Source organism: Amedibacterium intestinale, from assembly GCF_010537335.1.
Classification (GTDB): domain Bacteria; phylum Bacillota_I; class Bacilli_A; order Erysipelotrichales; family Erysipelotrichaceae; genus Amedibacterium; species Amedibacterium intestinale.
This window is the reverse complement of record NZ_AP019711.1, coordinates 2,017,729-2,039,079: the sequence shown is the minus strand read 5'-3', so window position 1 is coordinate 2,039,079 and position 21,351 is coordinate 2,017,729. Positions and strand designations below refer to the sequence as shown.

The window sequence follows — 21,351 nt, the reverse complement described above, 5'->3', positions numbered from 1 at the left end:
GATGAAAAGATAAAAGAAGCCTAACAACTGGCTTCTTTTTTACTCTATTCTGGCCTATATTTCTGCAAATATGTTTTTAAATCTCTGCCGCTGTCATGTAGTGTATCTACATAAAAGTCTTCTACTACATTTCCATCATTTAATACAATACAGCGATCCGCAATGGATTCCACCTCTTCAATATCATGTGTTGAAACAAGAAGTATCGTATCTTCCTTTATATGGTCAAGAAGTAATTTTACTGCATCTTCTTTCGCATAAATATCTAATGAGGTAAAGGGTTCATCCAAAAGGATAAGTTTTGCCTGCATTGCAAATCCAGCCGCAAGTTCAACTTTCATTTTCTCTCCTTTTGATAAAGAGGATATTTTTGTATCTGTTTTTAATCGCATGGATTCACATAACTGTTTATATTTTTCCAAATCAAAAGATTTATAATACTGATGTAAAAACTTACCATACTCTTTAATTTTCATATATGGCATAGAACTTCCATCTGCACTGATAAAAGCAACCTGCTCATATTGTAGATTTACCGGTTTTTCTTGAAAAAGAATTTCTCCATCATCAATTTCACATAAGCCAAGTATACATTTTAGTAATGTTGTTTTCCCACTTCCATTTCTTCCTAATAAAGCGCATAACTCTCCTTCTTTTAAAGCAAAGTTTGCTTTCTGAATACCATTCTTATTATCGTATAATTTTCTTACATTTTTTACTTCTAACATTTTTCTATCCTCCCATCTTCTTTTTCATCCAAGTCTTTTTACTTCCTATGATATTTACAATGAAAAATCCAATATAAAATGCTATTTGTCCTAGAAATCCTATGTTCATCAAGATATACCATGACAATACAAATACTATTACAAGATAGATTATCTCTAATAACTTCTGTTTTTCCTTAATGAGTACTAAAACGACATATTCTATACAACCGCTTATAAAAAGTATAAATAGAAAACAACGCATAATATTTTTTATCGTATAAGGAAATAATTGTCCCATTAGAGGAAGCTTTGGTAAATACAGATAAAACATTTGAACTGCCTGTGCAATACGTTCTGCTTTTTCTACATGCTCATTTAAAGCTAATCCTTGAATAGAGTAACTGTAGTATACACGCATAAACATTACATACCACAAGATAAAAACTACCATAAGAAACAGAATGTCTGCCCATATATATGCCAAACGATTTCCCTGAATCAACATCCATCTTGTTTTATATCGATAAATAGAGTACAACAATAAGATAGATACAGCACCGATGATAAATATACAAATAAACCAATAATATAAAGCTTTATTGTCTGAAGCTACAATATCTATATATTCCCCATTCCACTGTATCATAAAATCGCTACTGGAATAAAATACCCATAAAAAGGCTAGCAGGAGTAAAACTTTCCATCCTAGTTTACGAAGTAAAAAAGTAAACTGTTGAAAACATAGCTTCATCATCTTTTCACCTCTATTTCATAGTACACGGAAGGAGAATAATCCCATATATTATTTCTCAAATTCTCTTTTATTTCTTTCTTATAGTTTAAAAGAATCCAATTACCTTCAAACACAACTCCGTTTTCATCTAATACTTTTATAACAACATCAGGTGTCATTCCCACTTTTTCTATTAGATAAAGTAATCCATCTTTATAGTACATATCAGTAATAGAGGTTGATGAATCTATGGTATAATTCTTAATCACTTCCATATTATCACAATCAATAACATGAATCTCATCTTCATCCTCTAAAATTAAATATTTATTATTTATACATATATTTTCATAATAAAACATATAATCATTTGAATAAAGATCTAATGGAAGACTTTTTTCATTTATCAACTTTCCATCTTCTCCATATGCGGAAATGTAGTTCTTTTTGTTTTTATCCTGTGATATTACAACCGCTTTTCCATCTACCTCTTTCATTACAAACGGATATCTGTCTTTAGAAAATTCAGCTATTTTTTTAATTTTTTCCTTATTCTTATTACTATAGTCAATATAGTATAATCTTGATGGTGTTACCATTGATTCAAATCTTGTTGTGATTAAATAATTTCCATCACTCGTAGTTAAATAATTGTCTGAGTAATCTATACGTATCGTCGATTCTGACATTCCATCATTTACATATAAGTAATAATTTTCTCCTGTATCATTTGCTTCTTCACTGTAATCATCATACAAATATTGTACTTTTTCTTCAATTAGCTTTATATTTTTCGTACTCTTTAATGTAAAAGTCTCATTTTGTTTTGGAGAAAAAATATTAAACCAACTATATTTGAAAGTTGCTTGTTCCAGTTCATAACATGTAATTACTTTTTCAGTGATATTACTATGAAAGCTAGTTATATATTCAACTTCTTTTTTTGATAATTCTTTTCTTCCTTTTATAGAACTTTTAATAATAGATGTTTCAAACGATGGTGGGAATTGCTCTGTTTGATAAAGACCTTCCTCATATGTATAAGAAATATTTTCTCCCATTAAATCAACAGATACTGCCCCCTTGTTTTGAAAAATAGTACTTTCTATTGTAATTCCTTCTAAATACTCTTTATTGCCTTGTATAGTAGTAAGAGGAAATTCAGCTTTTGACATAATATGGATGCTACTTGCCATACATAAAGATAACACTATAACAGGTACACTTAGTATAAATATCCATTTTGTTCTCATCATATACTTAACCTCCTTTTTGAAAATACTCTTCTTACATAGAAATGCGATACAATAAGTAGAAGCAAATAAGAAAAAATTTCACGAAATATATAAGTATCATTAAAAAATGCGAAATTAAATAAACTTAAAATGAATACGAATGCAAGACTTACTGCCACATTAAACCCTTTATCTTCTTTTATAAGGGTATTGGATAAGATCATCAAACAATAACTTATCTCAATAAGTATTAAGAATATTTTCAGTGCATCAACAGAAGAAAGTACATACCATGATAATGCATCACTATTTAATAATGCGAAGAATAAAGCATTGGATTCATACACATAGGCAGATTTATGTATAAATAATAATCCAAAAGCTGCCACATACTGGATTGTTACCAAACTAATGACTCCAATAAATGCCAATAACAACTCACTATATGCATAAGCATTAGAAGATATAGGAAGAAGTTTTACTCTTGTAAGTCCTCCGCTTTCTACAAATCGTTTTACCCTTTGAAAATTAAACCATATAAGCAATACCACAGATAAAAGAATACCAAGTGTAAATTCAAACTGAAAACTTATATCTCTAATATCTAAATACGTAATATCTTTTATTTTCCACCAGCAAATAAGAAACTCTGCCAAGGCGATCGATGTAAAACTGCCTATGATTTTTTTAAATAAGATCCACAGGATGACTCCATTAATTGAAATATATCTTTCATAACTTACCTCCTAAACTGTATTATGATACTAATATACCAAATGTAAATAAAAATGAATATTACCAATACTCACTTAACAGGGATACTACTTCTTGAAAAGATAAGTTTACACTTTTACATTCCTCTATAAATCCCTGTAAATGTTTTTGTATATATTCTTTTTGTATTGTTTCTTTAATTTCCTCATTTACACATATTACACTTTTCACATTGGATATTGTACGTATGATACCCTCATCTTCCAGTATCTTATATGCTTTTTGTACGGTATTGGGATTAATTGCTAAAGATAGAGCCAGCTCTCTTCTGCTTGGAAGTTCTTCATTATTTTCAACAGATCCAATCAGAATTTGTTTTTTTACATATGCAACTAACTGTGGATAGACTGCTTCTTTTTTATTAAACTGTATTTCTTTAAAAGAAACCATGTTTATCCCTCCTTAACTGTATTATAGTCATAGTACAGTTAACATGTCAACACATTTTATATATTAATATTTTGTAAGAGGAAAAATGTTTGTTGCATGGCAAAAAGCTTGTTATAATAGATAAGATGATGGAGAGGAGTTTTTACATGTTAAAAAAAATAACATTATGTGCTTTATCTGCTGCTATGATATGTTCTTTAGGAGCATGTTCAAAAAAGGATCCGCAAGAAGAAATAGCGGCATTTGAAACTTTTATAAATAAAGAATTTCAGGAAAGTATGCAAAATGATTATCTAACAATGCATTCCTATTTTACAAAACCCAAGGATATTGGAATTGATGAAACAAAAGCAAAACCAGAATTTCAGATTACAACAGATAAAGATACAGATAAAATAAAAGAAACGCTAAAAGAAAAAAAGAAAGCTTTGAAAGAATTTGATTATGACTTATTAAGCAAGAAACAGCAGGAAGTTTATACTAGCTATAAATATAACTTAGAACTTCAAGAAGATGCATTAGATAAAGATTATCGTTATATGGAACAGTTATTTACTACAAATAATGGGATTCATATTTCCATGCAGAGAAATCTGGAACGATTACGTGTAGAAAATGAAAATGATGTAAAATCACTTATCAGTCTTGTTAGAAGTACCAAAAGCTGTATGGAAGAAGCTATTTCCTATACGAAGCAGCAAATTGAAGAAAATACTTTAATTCTTGATAAAGAAGGAGTACTTTCTGTATGTGATAATATTTTAGAAAATAACACTTTCTATAAAACATTAGAAAATAAAGTAAAAGCTGTACATTTAGATGCAAAAAAAGAAAAAGAGTATCTTAAGCAGTTACAAGATGCTTATGAGAAAGAACTGATTCCTGCTTATACTTCCTTAAAAACATTTGTTAATGGTATCAAAGATGAAGATAATCATATAACAGGATATGATACGATTAAAAAAGGAGACGATTATTATGAATATCTCTTTAAGAAGAATACACAGAATGATCGTTCTATTAAAGACAGCATTGAGTTGCTAGATAGTATTATTAGCGATGCAAAAGATGCAGAACTTTTATTGGCATCTAAAGATTATGATGTTTATGCCGACTGGCTGGATAATAAAATTTATACAGAGTACAAAACTTACGAAGATGTCGCAAAAGCTTTAGAAAAATACACTTTAGAAAATTATCCAGGCATTGAACTTCGTCCTTATAAAATCATACCAGCGACGGATTTAAAAAACGACCTTATTTCATCAGAAATCCTTCCATTTAGCGTTGACAGTGAAGATCCAATTCAAGTTTTAATTCGTTCTGAGTTAGGCACTAATTCTCCTAATTCATTAAATGCATATTCCATCATAGCTCAAACCATTGCACCTGGTACTTTGTATCAGACTCTATACAACAATCAAACAAATCCTAGCTTATGGATGAATTACTGTGCAGATAATTCATCTTTCCGTAATGGCTATGCAATCTATGCTGCTGAAAATGCAATAAATCATCTTCAGCATGAAGAAAAACGTGCAATACAGCTGCAAAGAAAATCTCTTCCACTACAAAGTGCATTGCTTGCAAGAGCAGATATTGGTATCCATTATGAAGGCTGGACATATGAAGATTTTAAAAAGAACATAACGAGTTTGAATCTTGATAGTGAAACTACAGAAAAATTATATAAAGCAATTTGTACAAATCCAGGAAATTTCCTAAGTGCAGGTATTGGGTATATGGAAATTTACGAATTACATAAAGAAGCAAAAGACACTATGAATGACAAATACGATGATAAAAAATTTATAGAAACATTATTAAAAAGTGGAAATGCCCCATTCTCTGTTATTCAGGAAAATATAGAGGATTATATAAAATCCCCTGAGAAATAAACGAAAAAGATACTCTTAACAAATGAATAGAGTATCTTTTTCTTATATTTAAATAACTGCGTTGATAATTGCCCTTGATAACAATGGAACGATCTGATTTTTTCTTGATAGTATATCTTCCTGGAAACTGTGTTCTTCCCCTTCTCTGTTAGGGAAAGCTTCAAAGATTGCATTTTTCTTTTCTCCAGCAGAATAGAAGATAGAACCATTTTCTAATATACTTGTAAAGGCAATCACACACAAATCCAATCTGTTTTCTTTTGTAAATTTATCAAGTTCTTTTTGAAGTTCATCTTCAATGACTTTTACTTCCACAACAGAGGATATAATTACCTGAGCAATCATAATAACATTTCCATCAATTTCAAAACGTTTAATATCCTGATTAATCAGTTCTTTCACACTTTTCTTGCTTATATTGGAACTTACTTTAAACATATCAGCCGCAAATTCTTTTATGTCAAGTCCAGCAATTTTTGCCAGTGTTTGCGCAAGTCCTTTATCTTTTGGAGTTGTTGTAGGAGATCTGAATTTTAAAGTATCAGATAGTATCGCACCTAATAGTAAACCTGCTAAATTTTCTGGTATATCCATCTGATTTTCCAAATATATAGAAGTAATGATAGATGCTGTACTTCCAATAATTTCATTACGGAAGGAAATTGGTCTTGTTGTCGCAATATCACCAATACGATGATGATCAATAATTTCTATCAAATCTGCACTTTCAATTCCTTTTACAGACTGTGCATATTCATTATGATCGACCAAAACAACTTTTTTATTATGATAATTCAAGATATGGTAACGGGATACATATCCTTTTAAATAGTTATCATTATCTACAACTGGATAACTTCGATAACGTGTCTTCAACATCTTTTTCCCAACATCTTCAACAAATTCATCAATGTTGAAACTAATTACATTTTTCTTCATGATCAGCTGTACTGGAGGTGAAAAATATAAATAACGAGAAGTGTTCATTGTTCCATGTCCGGATATTAGGATAGAACAGTTATATTCTTTTGCCAATTCTACAACATCTTCAGGCACATATTCTGTCCATACGATAACTAAGACTCCAGCACCCATTTTAATTGCGGTTTTCTGTGCTTCAACATCATTTCCAAGCAATACCATACGATCCTTTATATCATAGTTGGATAACCCAGATTCTGTTAGGGCTATGATACTTACCTTTCCACTAAAATGTGGAGTTTGTGCATCATAAATGACTCTTCCCTTTAATGTTTTCGCAATATCCTCCATCTTTGTTTCTTTTAATAACTGAATACCTACAGCTGTGTCACCCAAACCAATATTAGAAATATCGCTTCTAGTAACCATTCCCATTAACTGTCCTTTTTCATTCACGACCCCATAAGATTGTTTATTATATTCATTCATCAATTGCAGGGTTTCATATATGGTAGTTTGTGGAGTAATGGTTAATGGTGGATCCATCTCTATTTCATCCATAGTTGCTCTTGCATCTTCAAACAGCATTGGAGTTTCAAAACCAAAACGTTTTAATAAGTATTCTGTTTCTGTATTTATCTTACCTAATCTGCAAGGTATCGCATCTATGCCTTTTCTCTGCAGAAACTTTGCATATGAAATAGCAGATACAATAGAGTCCGTATCTGGATGTTTATGTCCACATACATATACACGATTACCAAGATTTTCATTTATACCTTTTAAAGCTTCTTCTCTTGTCATAGTCTCTTCCTTTCCTGTCTTATACCATGATTATAAACTGATTTATATAAAAAAGCTAGGAAGGTAAATGAAAGAATACGCTTTTATCACATAGAAAGTTCCATAACCTTTTCACCATTAAAATCCAGTTCTCCATTAAAGCGAAAACCTAAACTTTTATACATGTGAATAGCGGCTTTATTATTTTCATAAACACTTAAATAAATTTTGTCTTTATGATATGCTTCTTTCACTATATGAATAAGTTCTTGAAATGCCTTTTTACCATAACCTTTTCCTTGAAAATTCTTATCAATCATAAAACGATCGATCCACACCTGATTTTTCGGTGTAGTCAATGAAATCATTCCATACATAGCAAAACCTATGGGTATATCTTTTTCATAAATGCCAGCACATACCCATTCCGGATTCTTACTTGCATCTAATAAACATTGTTTTACACTCTCTAGAAAGCCTTCCTGTTCATCTTTTATAGATAAGTTTTCAATCTCTTCCTGATTCTTTTTATTTATTTGTTTAAACTGCATGATTTCATCCTTTCTGTTATTACTTTTTCATGAAAAACATTACGAAAAAAGATAGTTGTTAAACTACCTTTCTTTATCTATTGCATGTAAAAAGTTTTGTAAAATTTCTTCCTTCCCATCAACATGACTTCCATAATTTCCCATTTCTATGCTTGGTTTAAGCTTTCCATGAAAATCACTTCCGCAAGTAATTAATAAACCATGTTTCTTTGCATAATCTGCATAATAGCGATTCATTTCTTCATCATGATAGTTACTATAGGCTTCTATTCCATCAATACCACATTCGATTGCTTTTTCCAATAATTCTTCATTATGATAAAACGTTCTAAATGGATGTGCTAAAACAGCTATTCCTCCAGCATCGTGTATTTTTTTCACTGTTTCTTTAAAAGATGGCATTTCAACATGTACATAAAGCGGACTTCCTTTTTGGCATTTATCCCAAAAGAAATTTACAGGAGCTGGATCGCTTCGTTTACCGCCTTTGCGATAGTCCTTAAAATCTTCAATATCTGCATGTGCTGGATCATTAAACATTCTTTCACACATTAAAAACCATGGATTTTCATTTCCTGCATCTTTTAAAACCTGTTCTTCATCTATATGTACAGGATACATAGCTCTTAGTTTTTCTACACGAACATGAAAAGCTTCATCCATTCTCTTCTGCAAAACTGCTCCGATAGTTTGGAAATATTCCTGCTTATAATCAAAATTATATCCAAGCAAATGACAATCACTGCCATTTTCAAACAACGTAGAAAATTCGATAGCAGGAATAACACGAATTCCTTCTTTTTTTCCTTCTTCTATCATTTCATCAATTCCAAGCATACAGTCATGATCACTTAATGCAATGACTTCCAATTCTTTTTCTTTCGCTATCGCAATCAGTTCTTTTGGAGTTAATTCCCCATCTTTGCTGTAGTTGGAATGCATATGTAAATCAAAGTTCTTCATTTTCATCACCTTGCTTATTATAGTACAAAACAAGATGCATGAAAAGTTATAAATAATTTATCCTGTTACTTTTCTCTTTATTCAATAATCCTGTATCGTAAATCCATTTTCTTACTTCACTAATAAAATACAGAGAACCTGTCACAACAATTGGTTTTTCTTTTTTTAATGCTTCCTGAATTGCAATTTCATAGGAATCTTTTACTGTGATATGTGGTCTGTTTTCTAGTATATGTATATCTAATGCTCGTGCATTCATAAAAGGACATACGGTAATATCTTTTGTAATGGTTTCTAATTGTTGAAGCATTTCTTCAAAGTTTTTATCTTTTAATACAGAGAAGATAACTTGTATATCCTGTATACCTTTTAAAGAGTTACATAACGCTTTGATTCCATGAGAATTATGTGCTCCATCAATGATAAACAAAGGTTCTTCTCTAAGTACCTCAAAACGTCCGATCCAAACTGCTTCATACAATCCTTTGCGCATTTGTTCCTGTGTGACATGTAACTTCTTATGTTCATGTAAATAGAATATCGTTTCTAAAGCCAGGGCTGCATTGCTGCATTGATATTCTGCTTTGGTAGACAATGCAATATCCCTATATCCTTTATAGTTAAAATATAAATGTTTATCTTTCCATACAGGAATTACTTCCTCTGCACATATACATGTACTTTTCATGTTCTTTGCATGTTGAAAAAAGACTTGTAGACATTCTTCTTTTCTTTCTGCAGTTATTACATCAATTCCCTCTTTGATAATACCAGCTTTTTCTTCCGCAATTTTCTCATAGGTATCTCCTAAAAGTTCCATATGATCCATGCCAATGTTAGTAATCACACTAACCATTGGGCTTAAGATATTTGTAAAATCCAGCCTGCCTCCAAGACCAGTTTCAAACACGGCAACATCTACCTGCTGTTCTTTAAACCATATACAGGCAATGGCCATATCAATTTCAAACATGCTTAGATCCCATTTCATCCAGCCATCATAATACTGTTGTGCAATTTCTACAAACTTTTCTTCACTGATATAAATATCATTGATACGAATACGATCTCGATGCGTAATGATATAAGGAGATGTAAAGCTTCCTGTTTTATATCCTGCACTTTGTAAAATACTACGTATATAATTGGTTGTACTTCCTTTTCCATTTGTTCCTGCAATATGGATTGCCTTTAGATCTTTATGAGGATTCCCTATACTTTCCATATAGTTCTTAAAATGTTCCAGTGTATTTCCTCTGTTTTTTCTATGTTCTATTTCTTCAATTAACGCTTTTGCATCTTTCCACATATTTATTCCTCAATCTTCCAGTTAATCGGTGTTCTTCCCATTTCTTTTAATAATTCATTTGTTTTAGAAAACGGTTTACTTCCAAAAAATCCCTGGTATGCAGATAGTGGGGAAGGATGTGCTGACATAAGAATTTTATGCTGTGGGTTTGTAATAAGCTTGGCTTTTTTCTGTGCCCAGTTTCCCCACAAAAGAAAAACAATGCCTTCTTCATGTTCATTTAATGTTTCAATCACTTTATCTGTAAAGATTTCCCATCCTTTTTTCTGATGACTTCCTGCTTTTCCTTCTTCTACGGTTAAGACAGCATTCATCATAAATACCCCCTGCTTTGCCCAGTCAATCAAATATCCATGACTTGGCATATCAATATCCAAATCACTTTTTAATTCTTTATACATATTTTTTAAACTTGGAGGCAGCTTTACTTCTTTTCTTACAGAAAAACATAACCCATGTGCCTGCTGAGGTCGATGATAAGGATCTTGACCTAACATAACGACTTTTACATCCTGATAGGAACATGCCTCAAAACATGTAAACAAATCTTCTCTTGGAGGATAGATTGTTTTATGGGCATATTCTTCATCTAGAAACTGCATAAGTTTTTGATAATATTCTTTTTTTTCTTCCTGTTCAAATAACTCTTTCCATTCTTTCATATTCTCACTTCCCTATGTTTCTTTATTTTACCATATTTATCATAATTCTTTCTGAATTCTAAAGTTTTCTAAAATTTATCTTACAATTAAGCAAGATATAAGTATTTATAATATAATCATGTTATAATTTAGACAAGATAGATGTGCTAATATACACATCACAAAAGAGGGGAAATTATTATGAAAGAGCAGCACGATTATGTACATAATGTTACATTGCCAAAAACTTCTTCCAGCAAAATTTCTAATATCGTTTTTAGTATAAAAGGTGTTCTTCTGGTTATAATATTTATGTGCTTATTTATTTTAATTTCTTATATGTTTCTTTAGAAAAGGGGTACTATAATGATTAAAAATTATTCAATCAGTTATGATCAGCTTATCGATCATGTCTTTACATTCCGAAATGTTTTAATTGCGGAAATCTTTTTGGGAATTATACTAGTCGCAAGCAGCTTACTATAAGACTTATTTAATTGTTTTTCTATACTCTTCTATAACGTAAGGAATTCTTATATTCTTTATTTATAGAAGAGTATTTTTATATAAAAAAAGCTGCAGTTTTGTATCCGCAGCTCATATGAATAAATTATCGCAGGATTATATATACCATGTAAATAACATACGTAATTACCATGATACTTCCTACACGTCTATCTAAAGAGAATTTTTTACATACAAACCAGAATCCTAAAGAAATCAAGGTAAGGATTCCTACATCCATAAGTGCAGTCATTTCTACATGAATAGGACTTAAAATAGAAGATATACCTAGAATACATAATATATTAAACAAGTTAGATCCAATGATATTCCCCATGGCAATTTCATTTTCCCCTTTTTTAGCAGCTACAACACTTGTTACTAATTCAGGAAGACTTGTTCCTATCGCAACGATCGTTAATCCAATTAGTGTTTCGCTCAATCCTAAAATTCGTGCTAAAGAAGTTGCGCCTTCTACTGTCAGCTTTCCTCCAATTACAATTCCTGCAATTCCAAGAACTAGAAGAAGCAGTAATTTAGGCATAGAGCGATGCTCTTCTTTTTTCTCTTCTGTTTCATTTTTTGTATGTTTGATTTGTACATATAACAGAAAACCAAAACATACTAGAAGTATGGCAGCTTCAATTCTACTAATAGTTAAATCGGGCAATAAGAATAGAAACAAAACACCTGCTGCCAGTGTAGATAATGGCCAATCTCTTTTCATAATTGCCGGATTTACAATTAGAGGATAAATACAAGCACTTAAACCACCGACAACTAATAAGTTAAAGATATTAGAACCAACTACATTTCCTACTGCAATTTCATTTGCTTTTTCCAAAGCCGCTGTAACACTGACGGCAAGTTCTGGCATTGATGTTCCAAATGCAACAATCGTTAAACCAATAACAAGAGTTGGAACCCCTAATTTTGTGGCAACACCAGAAGCACTATCAACAAATACATCTGCACCTTTTACTAAAAAGAAAAAACCTAAAACGATAAAAACACATGCTAAAATCATACTATCATTTCCTTTCCAGCAATAAAAAAAGACTTTTATTGCTTAATCAACAAAAGTCTTGCTACTTACGAAGTGAACCGGATTGAAAGAAACAATCGTATTGACGATACACTCCACGCATGCGTGAGCTACTCCCTTTTTATATTTATATTTTATACAAAAAACACAAATAATACAATTCTTTTTTTAAAATAAATTTTATTATCTTGTATGCAATCCTAAACTTTTTGTAGATACTCTCTATGATTTTATTTTATTTCATCTTATTTAATACAAAAATGGAATATTTATTGACGGGTATTCTCCTCTGGGTATAGAATTTGTATGAGATGAACAAATAAATAAGAAAAAGGAGAAAGATATGAAACTACTTAAAATGGAGGAAGTATATTTTGCTTACGATACAGAATGGAATTTAAAAGATATCAGTTTTTCTATTCATGATAATGAAGGATGTATCTTACTGAGTGGAAAAAATGGAGCTGGAAAAAGTACTTTATTAAATGTTTTATGTGGGTTTCTTCCTGCAGATGAGGGAAAAATCACAAACGATATGAAAATAGGATATCTTCCCTTTGAACATCCCCTGTATCCTCATTTAAGTGTCTTGGAAAATCTTCGTTATTATTATCGTTCTTTTCGTGGAAAGAACCTGAATCTGCAAGATGAAGAGGTACAGCAAGTTTTAGAAATGCTGTCGATTGATTATCTCCAGCAAAGAATCGATCAGTGCAGTTCTGGACAGGCACAAAAAGCAGGAATTGCCTGTATACTTTTAAGCAATGCGGATTTGATCATAATGGATGAACCTTTTGTTGCCTTAGATGCGAAAAGCAGTGAAAAATTATGTGCTTGGATACAGAAAAAGAAACAAAAACAAACCTTCCTTATCACCAGTCATACGACCTCAGATATTTTAGATATCGTTGATCGTCTGTTAGTACTTGATGGACAGCAGCTGGCATTAGATAGTAAAGAAGAAAAAGAAATTCACGCTTATTTTCATTTAGGAGATGAACAGCTATGATTTCATTTGAATTATTGCGTATCATAAGAAACCCAAAATGCAAATATGGTCTTTTGATAGCTTTAGGAATATTCGCTTTTCATTCACAGATGCAACAATTTTTAACATCACAATACTCATCTATTTCCTTTACTATGCTTGTTGTGTTTTTGTTTCTTTTATTGTTTTATCAGATTGCGTGGGAAGAAGAACAGCCACACTGCTGGAAAAGTATACTGGCATATCCAAAATCTTATCGTAGAAACTATATAGGAAAACTTCTTGCATTGCTTCTATTTCAAATTCCTGTTGCAGGAATTGGCATCTTATTTTACTACAGTTTAGAATCTACTGTATCTATCGCATTTTTACGTTATCTATTATGCTTTCAATGTTTATATTTCACTGGTTTTTTCTATTCCTGTTTTAAGACATCAAAAGGTTATCTTTCTACCATGGGGACAATTACTGTTTTTAATATCACAAAACGAATGACACCTTTGTTTCTTCTTTTCTGTATCTTTAATGAAAAACAGTGGGCAAATTTCTTTTTTACTTATTGGCAGTTTGTCCTATGTTTTTGTATCCTTGTGCTAATTGGATTATGTATTGCGTTGCCTTATTGTATGAGAAGAAAGTTATATCGAGAAATGGTTTTAAGTAAAATGTTTCCCAATCTTAAATTTACTCCTATGCAGCTGCAGGCAATGCGATATAAAAACACAGCCGATAATTTATTACAAAAATTATTTATCAAATTAGATAATGGAAAAGCGAGCTACTGGCCCATATGTGCAGCATTGGAAGTAACACTAAAATTGCACTTATTTCCACTTCTTTTGTTTTTCTTTTTTTTCATTTGGTATCTTCAAAGTTTTCATATATTGCTTCTTGTGGCAATGTCTGTTTGTTTATTTAGTTTCTTTTACTATTTAAAAAAAGAAAGAGACAATATCAAAAAAGTGTATATTTATACAGAGAAATAAACGTTGCATAATGGATGGTACAAGCAATCATTATTTACGAAATTATTAACAAGCACATGAATTGCGATACTCCCTTTTCGTCCATTATAATAATATTTATAAGTATGGAAGGATGAGACTATGGATATTGTAAAACGAGATGGTTCAATACAAAATTTTGATAAAAAGAAAATTGAGGATGCAGTAATTAAAGTATTTACAGGTACAAATACGATATGCAATAAAGATTTATGTAAAGATATTTCCCAGGAAATAGAAACGATTTGTTTATCTTATCAAACGACTCCCTCTGTTGAAATGATACAGGATTTAGTAGAAGAACAATTAATGAAGCATGATTATTACTCACAGGCGAAAGCTTATATCCTATATCGTCAAAAACGCATGGAAAATAGAGAATTAATGATGAAGCTTGTTAAGGATTTACAAGAGGAAGCGATACTTCCTGTTATGCAGAAAATACAAAAAGATTTCTCAGCAGAGGTCTATGATTTTAAAGCATTGCGTATGAAATTTTTATCATTCTTAAAAGAAGATATGAGCAAAGATATGCGTTTACGTATGCTTATGAAAGCATGTGTAGAACTTATCAGCAGAGAAGCTCCTAAATGGGAATATATCGCATCTCGTTTTTTATCATGGCAGCTAAAACAAGATGTACATGCTCGTATGGCAAGACTCGGCATATCTTCTTTTTATGATAAGATTACTTATTGTACAAAAGAAGGATTATATGGAGATTATATCTTAAAACAGTATGCCAAAGAAGAAATTGATGAATTACAATCTTACTTAAAAGATGAACGTGATGAATTGTTTACTTACAGTGGTTTAGAGCTTGTTATGAAACGCTATTTATTAATCTCTCATAATCATGAAGTATTGGAAACACCACAGGAAATGTTTATGGGAATTGCGATGCATTTAGCAATAAAGGAACAAGATCGCGTATACTGGGCTAAACAGATTTATGATATTTTAAGTATGTTAAAGGTAACAATGGCTACTCCAACCATGTCCAATGCCAGAAAACCATACCATCAGCTATCCAGCTGTTTCATTGATACTGTTGATGATACCTTATCCAATATTTATAAATCAATTGATAATTTTGCACAGGTATCAAAACATGGCGGTGGAATGGGTATGTATTTTGGAAAAGTTCGTGCCAATGGAAGTGATATTCGTGGTTTTGAAGGAGCTGCCGGTGGAGTTATTCGCTGGATTAAACTTGTTAATGATACCGCAACTGCTGTCGATCAGCTAGGTGTACGTCAAGGTGCGGTTGCTGTTTATTTAGATGCATGGCATAAGGATCTGCCAGAGTTTTTAAACCTTCGTACAAACAATGGGGATGATCGAATGAAAGCACATGATGTATTCCCAGCAGTTTGTTATCCTGACTTATTCTGGAAAATGGCAAAAGAAGATTTAAATGCTACATGGTATTTTATGTGCCCACATGAAATTTTAAAAGTAAAGGGGTATGCACTAGAAGATTATTATGGAGAAGAGTGGGAACAACGCTACTTTGACTGTGTAAATGATGCACGCATTTCAAAGCGTGAAATGATTTTAAAAGATGTTGTTCGTCTAATCTTAAAGTCTGCAGTTGAAACAGGTACTCCATTTACCTTTAATCGTGATCATGTGAATCGTATGAATCCAAACAACCATTGCGGTATTATCTACTGCAGTAATCTTTGTACAGAGATTGCACAAAACATGTCACCATTACAAATAGAAGAACCAGAAATTGTTGAAGTAAATGGAGAAACCATTGTTGTAAATAAAAATAAACCAGGAGATTTTGTTGTATGTAACCTGGCAAGTTTAAGTCTTGGAAATATTGATGTAAATAATCGCAATGAATTACAGCAGATTATTTCTGTTGTTGTGAGAGCTTTGGATAATGTTATTGATTTAAATTATTATCCAGTTCCTTACGCAAAAATTACAAACCAGAAATATCGTCCAATTGGTTTAGGAGTAAGTGGCTATCATCATATGCTTGTGAAAAATGGAATGTCTTTTGAAAGTGATGAACATTTACAGTTTGTAGATCAGTTATTTAAAGATATTAACTACTATACGATTCAAGCAAGTATGCAGCTGGCAAAAGAAAAAGGTATGTACGAATTATTTAAGAACAGCGACTGGGATAATGGTTCTTATTTTACAAAACGAAATTACATACAAGAAAAATGGAAGAATCTGGAAAAAGAGGTGCATGAACATGGAATGCGCAATGCATGGCTGATAGCTGTTGCCCCTACAAGTTCTACTTCCATTATCGCAGGTACAACAGCAGGAGTAGATCCAATTATGAATAAATATTTCCTGGAAGAAAAGAAAGGAAGTATGATTGCTCGTGTAGCACCTGATTTAACTCCTAAAACTTTCTGGTTATATAAAAATGCACATCTTATTGATCAGGAGTGGATCGTAAAAGCTGCAGGAACTCGTCAGCGTCATATTGATCAGGCACAATCTGTCAATTTATATATTACAAACGAATTTACTTTACGCAAAGTCTTAATGCTGTATATTCATGCATGGGAATATGGTGTAAAAACAATATATTACGTTCGAAGCAAATCATTAGAAGTAGAAGAATGCGAATCCTGCGCTTCTTAGAAAGGAAATGTATATGAAAGAACTTTTAAGAAAACCTTTATTTAATGAGTATGGAGATTGTGAAGTTGTCAATCGAAGAATGATCAATGGAAATACAACCAATCTAAATGACTTTAATAATATGAAATATACATGGGTATCTGATTGGTATCGCCAGGCAATGAATAACTTTTGGATTCCTGAAGAAATCAATTTGGGACAAGATGTAAAAGACTATCGTCAATTAAGTCCTGCAGAAAAAAGTGCTTATGATAAAACATTGTCTTTTCTGATTTTTCTAGATTCTATCCAGACAGCTAACTTACCTAATATTGGGGATTATATTACAGCGAATGAAGTAAATCTATGTCTTACGATCCAGGCTTTCCAGGAAGCAGTTCATTCACAGAGTTATAGTTATATGCTTGATTCTATTTGTTCTCCACAGGAACGCAATGATATTTTGTATCAATGGAAAAATGATGAACGCTTGTTAAACAGAAATAAGTTTATTGGTGATTTATACAATGACTTTATGGAACATAAAGATGGAGAACATCTAATGAAAACATTGATGGCAAACTACATTTTAGAAGGAATTTATTTTTACTCTGGATTTATGTTCTTTTATAATTTAGGACGTATGGGAAAAATGAGTGGTTCTGTGCAGGAAATTCGTTATATCAATCGTGATGAAAATACCCATCTATGGCTATTTAGAAATATGATATTGGAACTTCAAAAAGAAGAACCTGAATTATTTAGTGATATACATATCAAAGAATATAAAGCAATGCTTCGTCATGGTGTAGAAGAAGAAATTCGCTGGGCTGCATATGTCATCGGCAATGACATTGAAGGTCTAACAATGGAAATGGTATCTGATTATATCAAGTATCTTGGAAACCTTAGAAGTAATTCTCTTGGTTTTGGTATCTTGTATGAAGGATATGAAAAAGAGCCAGCTTCTATGGAATGGGTAAGTATGTATTCTAATGCGAATTTAATTAAAACAGACTTTTTTGAAGCAAGAAGCTCTGCCTATGCGAAAAGCAGTGCACTTGTTGATGATTTGTAAAATACTAGAATAGGTTGTGAAAAATAAGTGAATTTCTCCTTAAATCACAACCTTTTTTACTATCTTATTACTAAGTCAATATTTAAAAACTTACGATTTTACTTCTTTTAACCTGTCAAGAATCTTACTTTTTAATTCTCCACTGATTTCTAAAACGTCCATTGCTTCTTCTCTGCTCAAATACATATTTTTCTCTATTTTTTCTATAGCCTTGAGCGTTGTATTTACTTCTCCTTCTAATCTTGACTTTCTTTCATAATATTCAATTACATTACACATATCATCCATTGCCTCCTCTAGTTCTCTTGTCATTTTTATCTGATACTTTTCTTCTAATATCTGCTTTTTCTCAGCTGCTTCCATATCTGATACAAATAAGATGTGTAAAAATCTGATGACTTCATTTTCACTGTCTTCTTTTAATGGATATACCATAATGATATTCATCAATGTCTTATCCTCTTTTTCAGGAAATGTATGTACTTCTATCATTTCCTCTTTTTTCACATCCATATCCATGATAATCCATATAGAATACACTTCCTTCATTTCTCCATATCTTGATTTCATGAATCCTTCTGACTTATTCTTTTGTCGATCAATCAATCTACTCACATAATAAACTGCTCTGTTAATCAATGGATACCCTGGATTTTCTTTGCTTTGTGCTTCTATGTTTACAAATATCTTCGTTTTAGGAAGTTTTACTTCATAGAGCTTGTCATACTCTATTCTTGCACCTGGTATGCTTTCATCTACAATATTGCTTTCTTTTATACCGCAATATCCCTTGTTATCTAAGACAAGTTTTTCAAGTATATAACTTACTACATCTTTATTTGACAATACTCTTTTACAGTAATCATCAATTGCCTTTCCTTTTCCTCTAGTTTCCATAGCAGATGCCAGTTCTGTATTCTCTATCATTCTTTCACCTCTTTTATCTTTCATAATTTATTACGATGCAAAAAGATGAAAATACAAAACTTTCTATAAATTTATTCTTATTTCCCTGTATTTTTACTATAACATAACGAATAAAAGTTTAGTATATACTTCATGTGATACTACAATACCATAACTATTCTTTTATTATTCAAATAAGAAAATATTCAATGTATTCCCCTACTCTTTTAAGGATTTCTTATGCTACAATGAAAATATAAATCCTACGGAGGTGATTGGATGCGAATACTTATTGCGGATGATGAAAAAGATTTAAATCAAATCCTGGCACAGAAACTTAAACAGGAAAGCTATAGTGTTGATCGCTGTTTTGATGGTGAAGAAGCTTTGGATTATCTGGAAAGTGCAGAGTATGATGCCGCAATTCTTGATATTATGATGCCAAAGAAAACAGGGCTTGAAGTATTACAAATACTAAGAGAAAATGGAAATCAGTTACCGATTCTTCTTTTAACCGCAAGGGATAGTATAGATGATCGTGTTCTTGGACTTGATCTTGGGGCAGATGATTACCTTGTAAAACCCTTTGCTTTAGAAGAATTACTTGCCAGACTTCGCGTTCTATTAAGAAAAACATCGACACAAAAAAATAATGTTTTACAAGCTGGAAATCTATCGCTGCATCTTGATAGCCATCAGGTGAAAAGAGGCAATAGAGAAATCCAGTTATCTTCTAAAGAATTCTCACTTCTTCGTTATATGATGCAAAATAAAGGAGTCGTATTATCCAGAGACACTTTAGAACAGCATATTTATAGTTTTGATTTTAGTGGAGGCTCTAATGTCATTGATGTTTATATCCGTTATCTTAGAAGAAAAATTGATGATGGTGAAGATGAAAAACTTATACATACAATACGCGGACAGGGTTATGTTTTGAGGGATCCATCATGAAACGATTTTCTATTCGTGCAAAACTAACACTCCTTTATACTCTTTTATCCACTATCATCGTATGCATTATTTTAGGAATTCTATTTTCTTTGGGAGAGCAGCAGATACTTACAAATGCAAAACATACGTTAGAAGAACGTGTATCTTCCTCTTTAAAAGAAATTCATATCAATGATGGAAAAGTAAAATTTGATTCTGAACTCATGCAGCTGGAAGATGGTGTATATTTATCTGTCTATAACCAGTATAAAGAATTGCTTTATGGAAGAATTCCATATGGATTTTCCAATGATTCTCCCTTAGAAAATGGTTATATTCGTGAAATAACCAGTAACCATACACGTTATTATGTTATGGATATTTCCACTCCCCTTAATGAAAATGAAATGCTTTATGTAAGAGGAATCTTATCTTTAACAAAGACAGAATCTACTTTTTATAATGTACTTCGTCTTGCACTCATACTTCTGCCTTTATTTATATTTCTTACTGCTGTTATTGGATATTTTATGGCAAAAAAAGCGCTCTCTCCTGTGTATCAGATAACAAATACTGTACAAAGCATACAAAAAGAAAAAGATTTATCAAGAAGAATTCATTTAGGAAATGGAAAAGATGAAATTTATCATCTTGCGAATACTTTTGATGAATTATTAGACCAGGTAGAAGACTCCATCAAACGTGAACAGCAATTTACATCCGATGTTTCACATGAACTTCGTACTCCATTAAGTGTTATCTCTATGCAGTGTGATGCATTATTAGATACAGATAATTTAGATGAAACAATAAGAGAAAAACTGCTTGTTATCCATAAAAAAACACGCATACTAACAAACATGTTATCCCAGCTTCTTTTATTATCAAGAGCTGATCAGGGAAGAGAAAAACTGCATATGGAGCGTTTAAACTTTACAGAATTATGTGAAATGGCAATCGAAGAATGCCAGCTATATGCCAAAGAAAAAAATATTTCCATAACACATGAAATTGAAGAAAATATACAAATTTATGGAGATCAGACACTTCTTATCCGTTTGTGGATGAATCTGTTAAATAATGCTTTGCAGTATGGAAAAGAAAATGGACATATTCATGTTTCTTTAACAAGCCATGATGGATATATTTATGGAAGTGTGGAAGATGATGGATGTGGTATACATGAAAAAGACCTTCCATATATATGGAATCGTTTCTATCAGGCAGATAGTGCCAGATCAAATAGTGAAAGCAGTGGATTAGGTTTATCCATGGTGAAATGGATCATAGAGGTACATCATGGGGTGATTCATGTTGAAAGCACACTGCATAAAGGAACAAAATTTTTCTTTGAAATTTCTCAAAAAAATGAAATATTTTAATCTTT

19 protein-coding genes are annotated in these 21,351 nt (G+C 31.6%); 7 read left to right on the top strand and 12 right to left on the bottom strand.

Features of this window, described 5'->3' with window-relative positions; translation table 11 throughout:
* Positions 1 to 44: 44 nt before the first annotated feature.
* The 5 genes from A9CBEGH2_RS10140 to A9CBEGH2_RS10120 form a co-directional block, all read right to left on the bottom strand.
* A complete protein-coding gene (locus A9CBEGH2_RS10140; protein WP_163104708.1) occupies positions 45 to 728 on the bottom strand; it encodes an ATP-binding cassette domain-containing protein in 684 nt (227 codons plus the stop codon).
* A gap of 4 nt (positions 729 to 732) precedes the next feature.
* Positions 733 to 1,461 (bottom strand): hypothetical protein, encoded by a 729-nt coding sequence (locus tag A9CBEGH2_RS10135; protein ID WP_163104706.1) that lies wholly within the window; start codon positions 1,459 to 1,461, stop codon positions 733 to 735.
* Positions 1,461 to 2,699 carry a hypothetical protein gene (locus A9CBEGH2_RS10130; RefSeq protein WP_163104704.1) on the bottom strand — a complete coding sequence of 413 codons (1,239 nt, stop codon included), beginning with the start codon at positions 2,697 to 2,699 and terminating at the stop codon, positions 1,461 to 1,463. Before A9CBEGH2_RS10130 ends, A9CBEGH2_RS10135 begins: the two co-directional genes overlap by 1 nt.
* Entirely contained in the window at positions 2,696 to 3,334 is a 639-nt protein-coding gene (locus A9CBEGH2_RS10125; RefSeq protein ID WP_163104702.1) for a hypothetical protein, read from the bottom strand. The genes A9CBEGH2_RS10130 and A9CBEGH2_RS10125 overlap by 4 nt, the downstream gene beginning before the upstream one ends.
* A 139-nt stretch (positions 3,335 to 3,473) precedes the next feature.
* Positions 3,474 to 3,842, bottom strand: coding sequence for a GntR family transcriptional regulator (locus A9CBEGH2_RS10120; protein WP_115716182.1), 369 nt, complete (start codon positions 3,840 to 3,842; stop codon positions 3,474 to 3,476).
* Between the two features lie 146 nt (positions 3,843 to 3,988).
* Between A9CBEGH2_RS10120 and A9CBEGH2_RS10115 the strand changes: the two genes are divergently transcribed.
* Positions 3,989 to 5,740, top strand: coding sequence for a DUF885 family protein (locus A9CBEGH2_RS10115; RefSeq protein ID WP_163104700.1), 1,752 nt, complete (start codon positions 3,989 to 3,991; stop codon positions 5,738 to 5,740).
* A 48-nt stretch (positions 5,741 to 5,788) separates the two neighbouring features.
* On the opposite strand, the gene A9CBEGH2_RS10110 is transcribed toward A9CBEGH2_RS10115, so the two are convergent.
* From A9CBEGH2_RS10110 to A9CBEGH2_RS10085, 6 genes are all read right to left on the bottom strand, one after another.
* Positions 5,789 to 7,465, bottom strand: coding sequence for a putative manganese-dependent inorganic diphosphatase (locus A9CBEGH2_RS10110; protein ID WP_118277170.1), 1,677 nt, complete (start codon positions 7,463 to 7,465; stop codon positions 5,789 to 5,791).
* 86 nt (positions 7,466 to 7,551) lie between these two features.
* Entirely contained in the window at positions 7,552 to 7,995 is a 444-nt protein-coding gene (locus A9CBEGH2_RS10105; RefSeq protein WP_115716187.1) for a GNAT family N-acetyltransferase, read from the bottom strand.
* 63 nt (positions 7,996 to 8,058) lie between these two features.
* Positions 8,059 to 8,958, bottom strand: coding sequence for a PHP domain-containing protein (locus tag A9CBEGH2_RS10100; protein WP_115716188.1), 900 nt, complete (start codon positions 8,956 to 8,958; stop codon positions 8,059 to 8,061).
* A 46-nt stretch (positions 8,959 to 9,004) separates the two neighbouring features.
* Positions 9,005 to 10,267 (bottom strand): bifunctional folylpolyglutamate synthase/dihydrofolate synthase, encoded by a 1,263-nt coding sequence (locus A9CBEGH2_RS10095; RefSeq protein WP_163104698.1) that lies wholly within the window; start codon positions 10,265 to 10,267, stop codon positions 9,005 to 9,007.
* A gap of 2 nt (positions 10,268 to 10,269) precedes the next feature.
* A complete protein-coding gene (locus A9CBEGH2_RS10090; RefSeq protein ID WP_118277173.1) occupies positions 10,270 to 10,929 on the bottom strand; it encodes a uracil-DNA glycosylase in 660 nt (219 codons plus the stop codon).
* Positions 10,930 to 11,518: 589 nt separating this feature from the next.
* Positions 11,519 to 12,439, bottom strand: a complete 921-nt coding sequence (locus tag A9CBEGH2_RS10085) for a calcium/sodium antiporter (RefSeq protein ID WP_115716193.1) — start codon at positions 12,437 to 12,439, stop codon at positions 11,519 to 11,521.
* 361 nt (positions 12,440 to 12,800) lie between these two features.
* Here A9CBEGH2_RS10085 and A9CBEGH2_RS10080 point away from each other — a divergent pair, with 361 nt between their 5' ends.
* From A9CBEGH2_RS10080 to A9CBEGH2_RS10065, 4 genes are all read left to right on the top strand, one after another.
* Positions 12,801 to 13,466 carry an ATP-binding cassette domain-containing protein gene (locus A9CBEGH2_RS10080; protein WP_118277175.1) on the top strand — a complete coding sequence of 222 codons (666 nt, stop codon included), beginning with the start codon at positions 12,801 to 12,803 and terminating at the stop codon, positions 13,464 to 13,466.
* A complete protein-coding gene (locus tag A9CBEGH2_RS10075; protein WP_163104696.1) occupies positions 13,463 to 14,431 on the top strand; it encodes a hypothetical protein in 969 nt (322 codons plus the stop codon). Before A9CBEGH2_RS10080 ends, A9CBEGH2_RS10075 begins: the two co-directional genes overlap by 4 nt.
* A gap of 120 nt (positions 14,432 to 14,551) precedes the next feature.
* Positions 14,552 to 17,068, top strand: coding sequence for a ribonucleoside-diphosphate reductase subunit alpha (locus A9CBEGH2_RS10070; RefSeq protein ID WP_163104694.1), 2,517 nt, complete (start codon positions 14,552 to 14,554; stop codon positions 17,066 to 17,068).
* Between the two features lie 13 nt (positions 17,069 to 17,081).
* A complete protein-coding gene (locus A9CBEGH2_RS10065; RefSeq protein ID WP_118277178.1) occupies positions 17,082 to 18,125 on the top strand; it encodes a ribonucleotide-diphosphate reductase subunit beta in 1,044 nt (347 codons plus the stop codon).
* Between the two features lie 90 nt (positions 18,126 to 18,215).
* Here the strand turns inward: A9CBEGH2_RS10065 and A9CBEGH2_RS10060 are convergent, their stop codons facing one another.
* Positions 18,216 to 19,052 carry a hypothetical protein gene (locus A9CBEGH2_RS10060; RefSeq protein WP_118318150.1) on the bottom strand — a complete coding sequence of 279 codons (837 nt, stop codon included), beginning with the start codon at positions 19,050 to 19,052 and terminating at the stop codon, positions 18,216 to 18,218.
* Between the two features lie 258 nt (positions 19,053 to 19,310).
* Here A9CBEGH2_RS10060 and A9CBEGH2_RS10055 point away from each other — a divergent pair, with 258 nt between their 5' ends.
* Positions 19,311 to 19,985, top strand: coding sequence for a response regulator transcription factor (locus tag A9CBEGH2_RS10055; protein ID WP_163104692.1), 675 nt, complete (start codon positions 19,311 to 19,313; stop codon positions 19,983 to 19,985).
* Positions 19,982 to 21,346 carry a sensor histidine kinase gene (locus A9CBEGH2_RS10050; protein ID WP_163104690.1) on the top strand — a complete coding sequence of 455 codons (1,365 nt, stop codon included), beginning with the start codon at positions 19,982 to 19,984 and terminating at the stop codon, positions 21,344 to 21,346. The genes A9CBEGH2_RS10055 and A9CBEGH2_RS10050 overlap by 4 nt, the downstream gene beginning before the upstream one ends.
* The last annotated feature ends 5 nt before the right edge of the window (positions 21,347 to 21,351 follow it).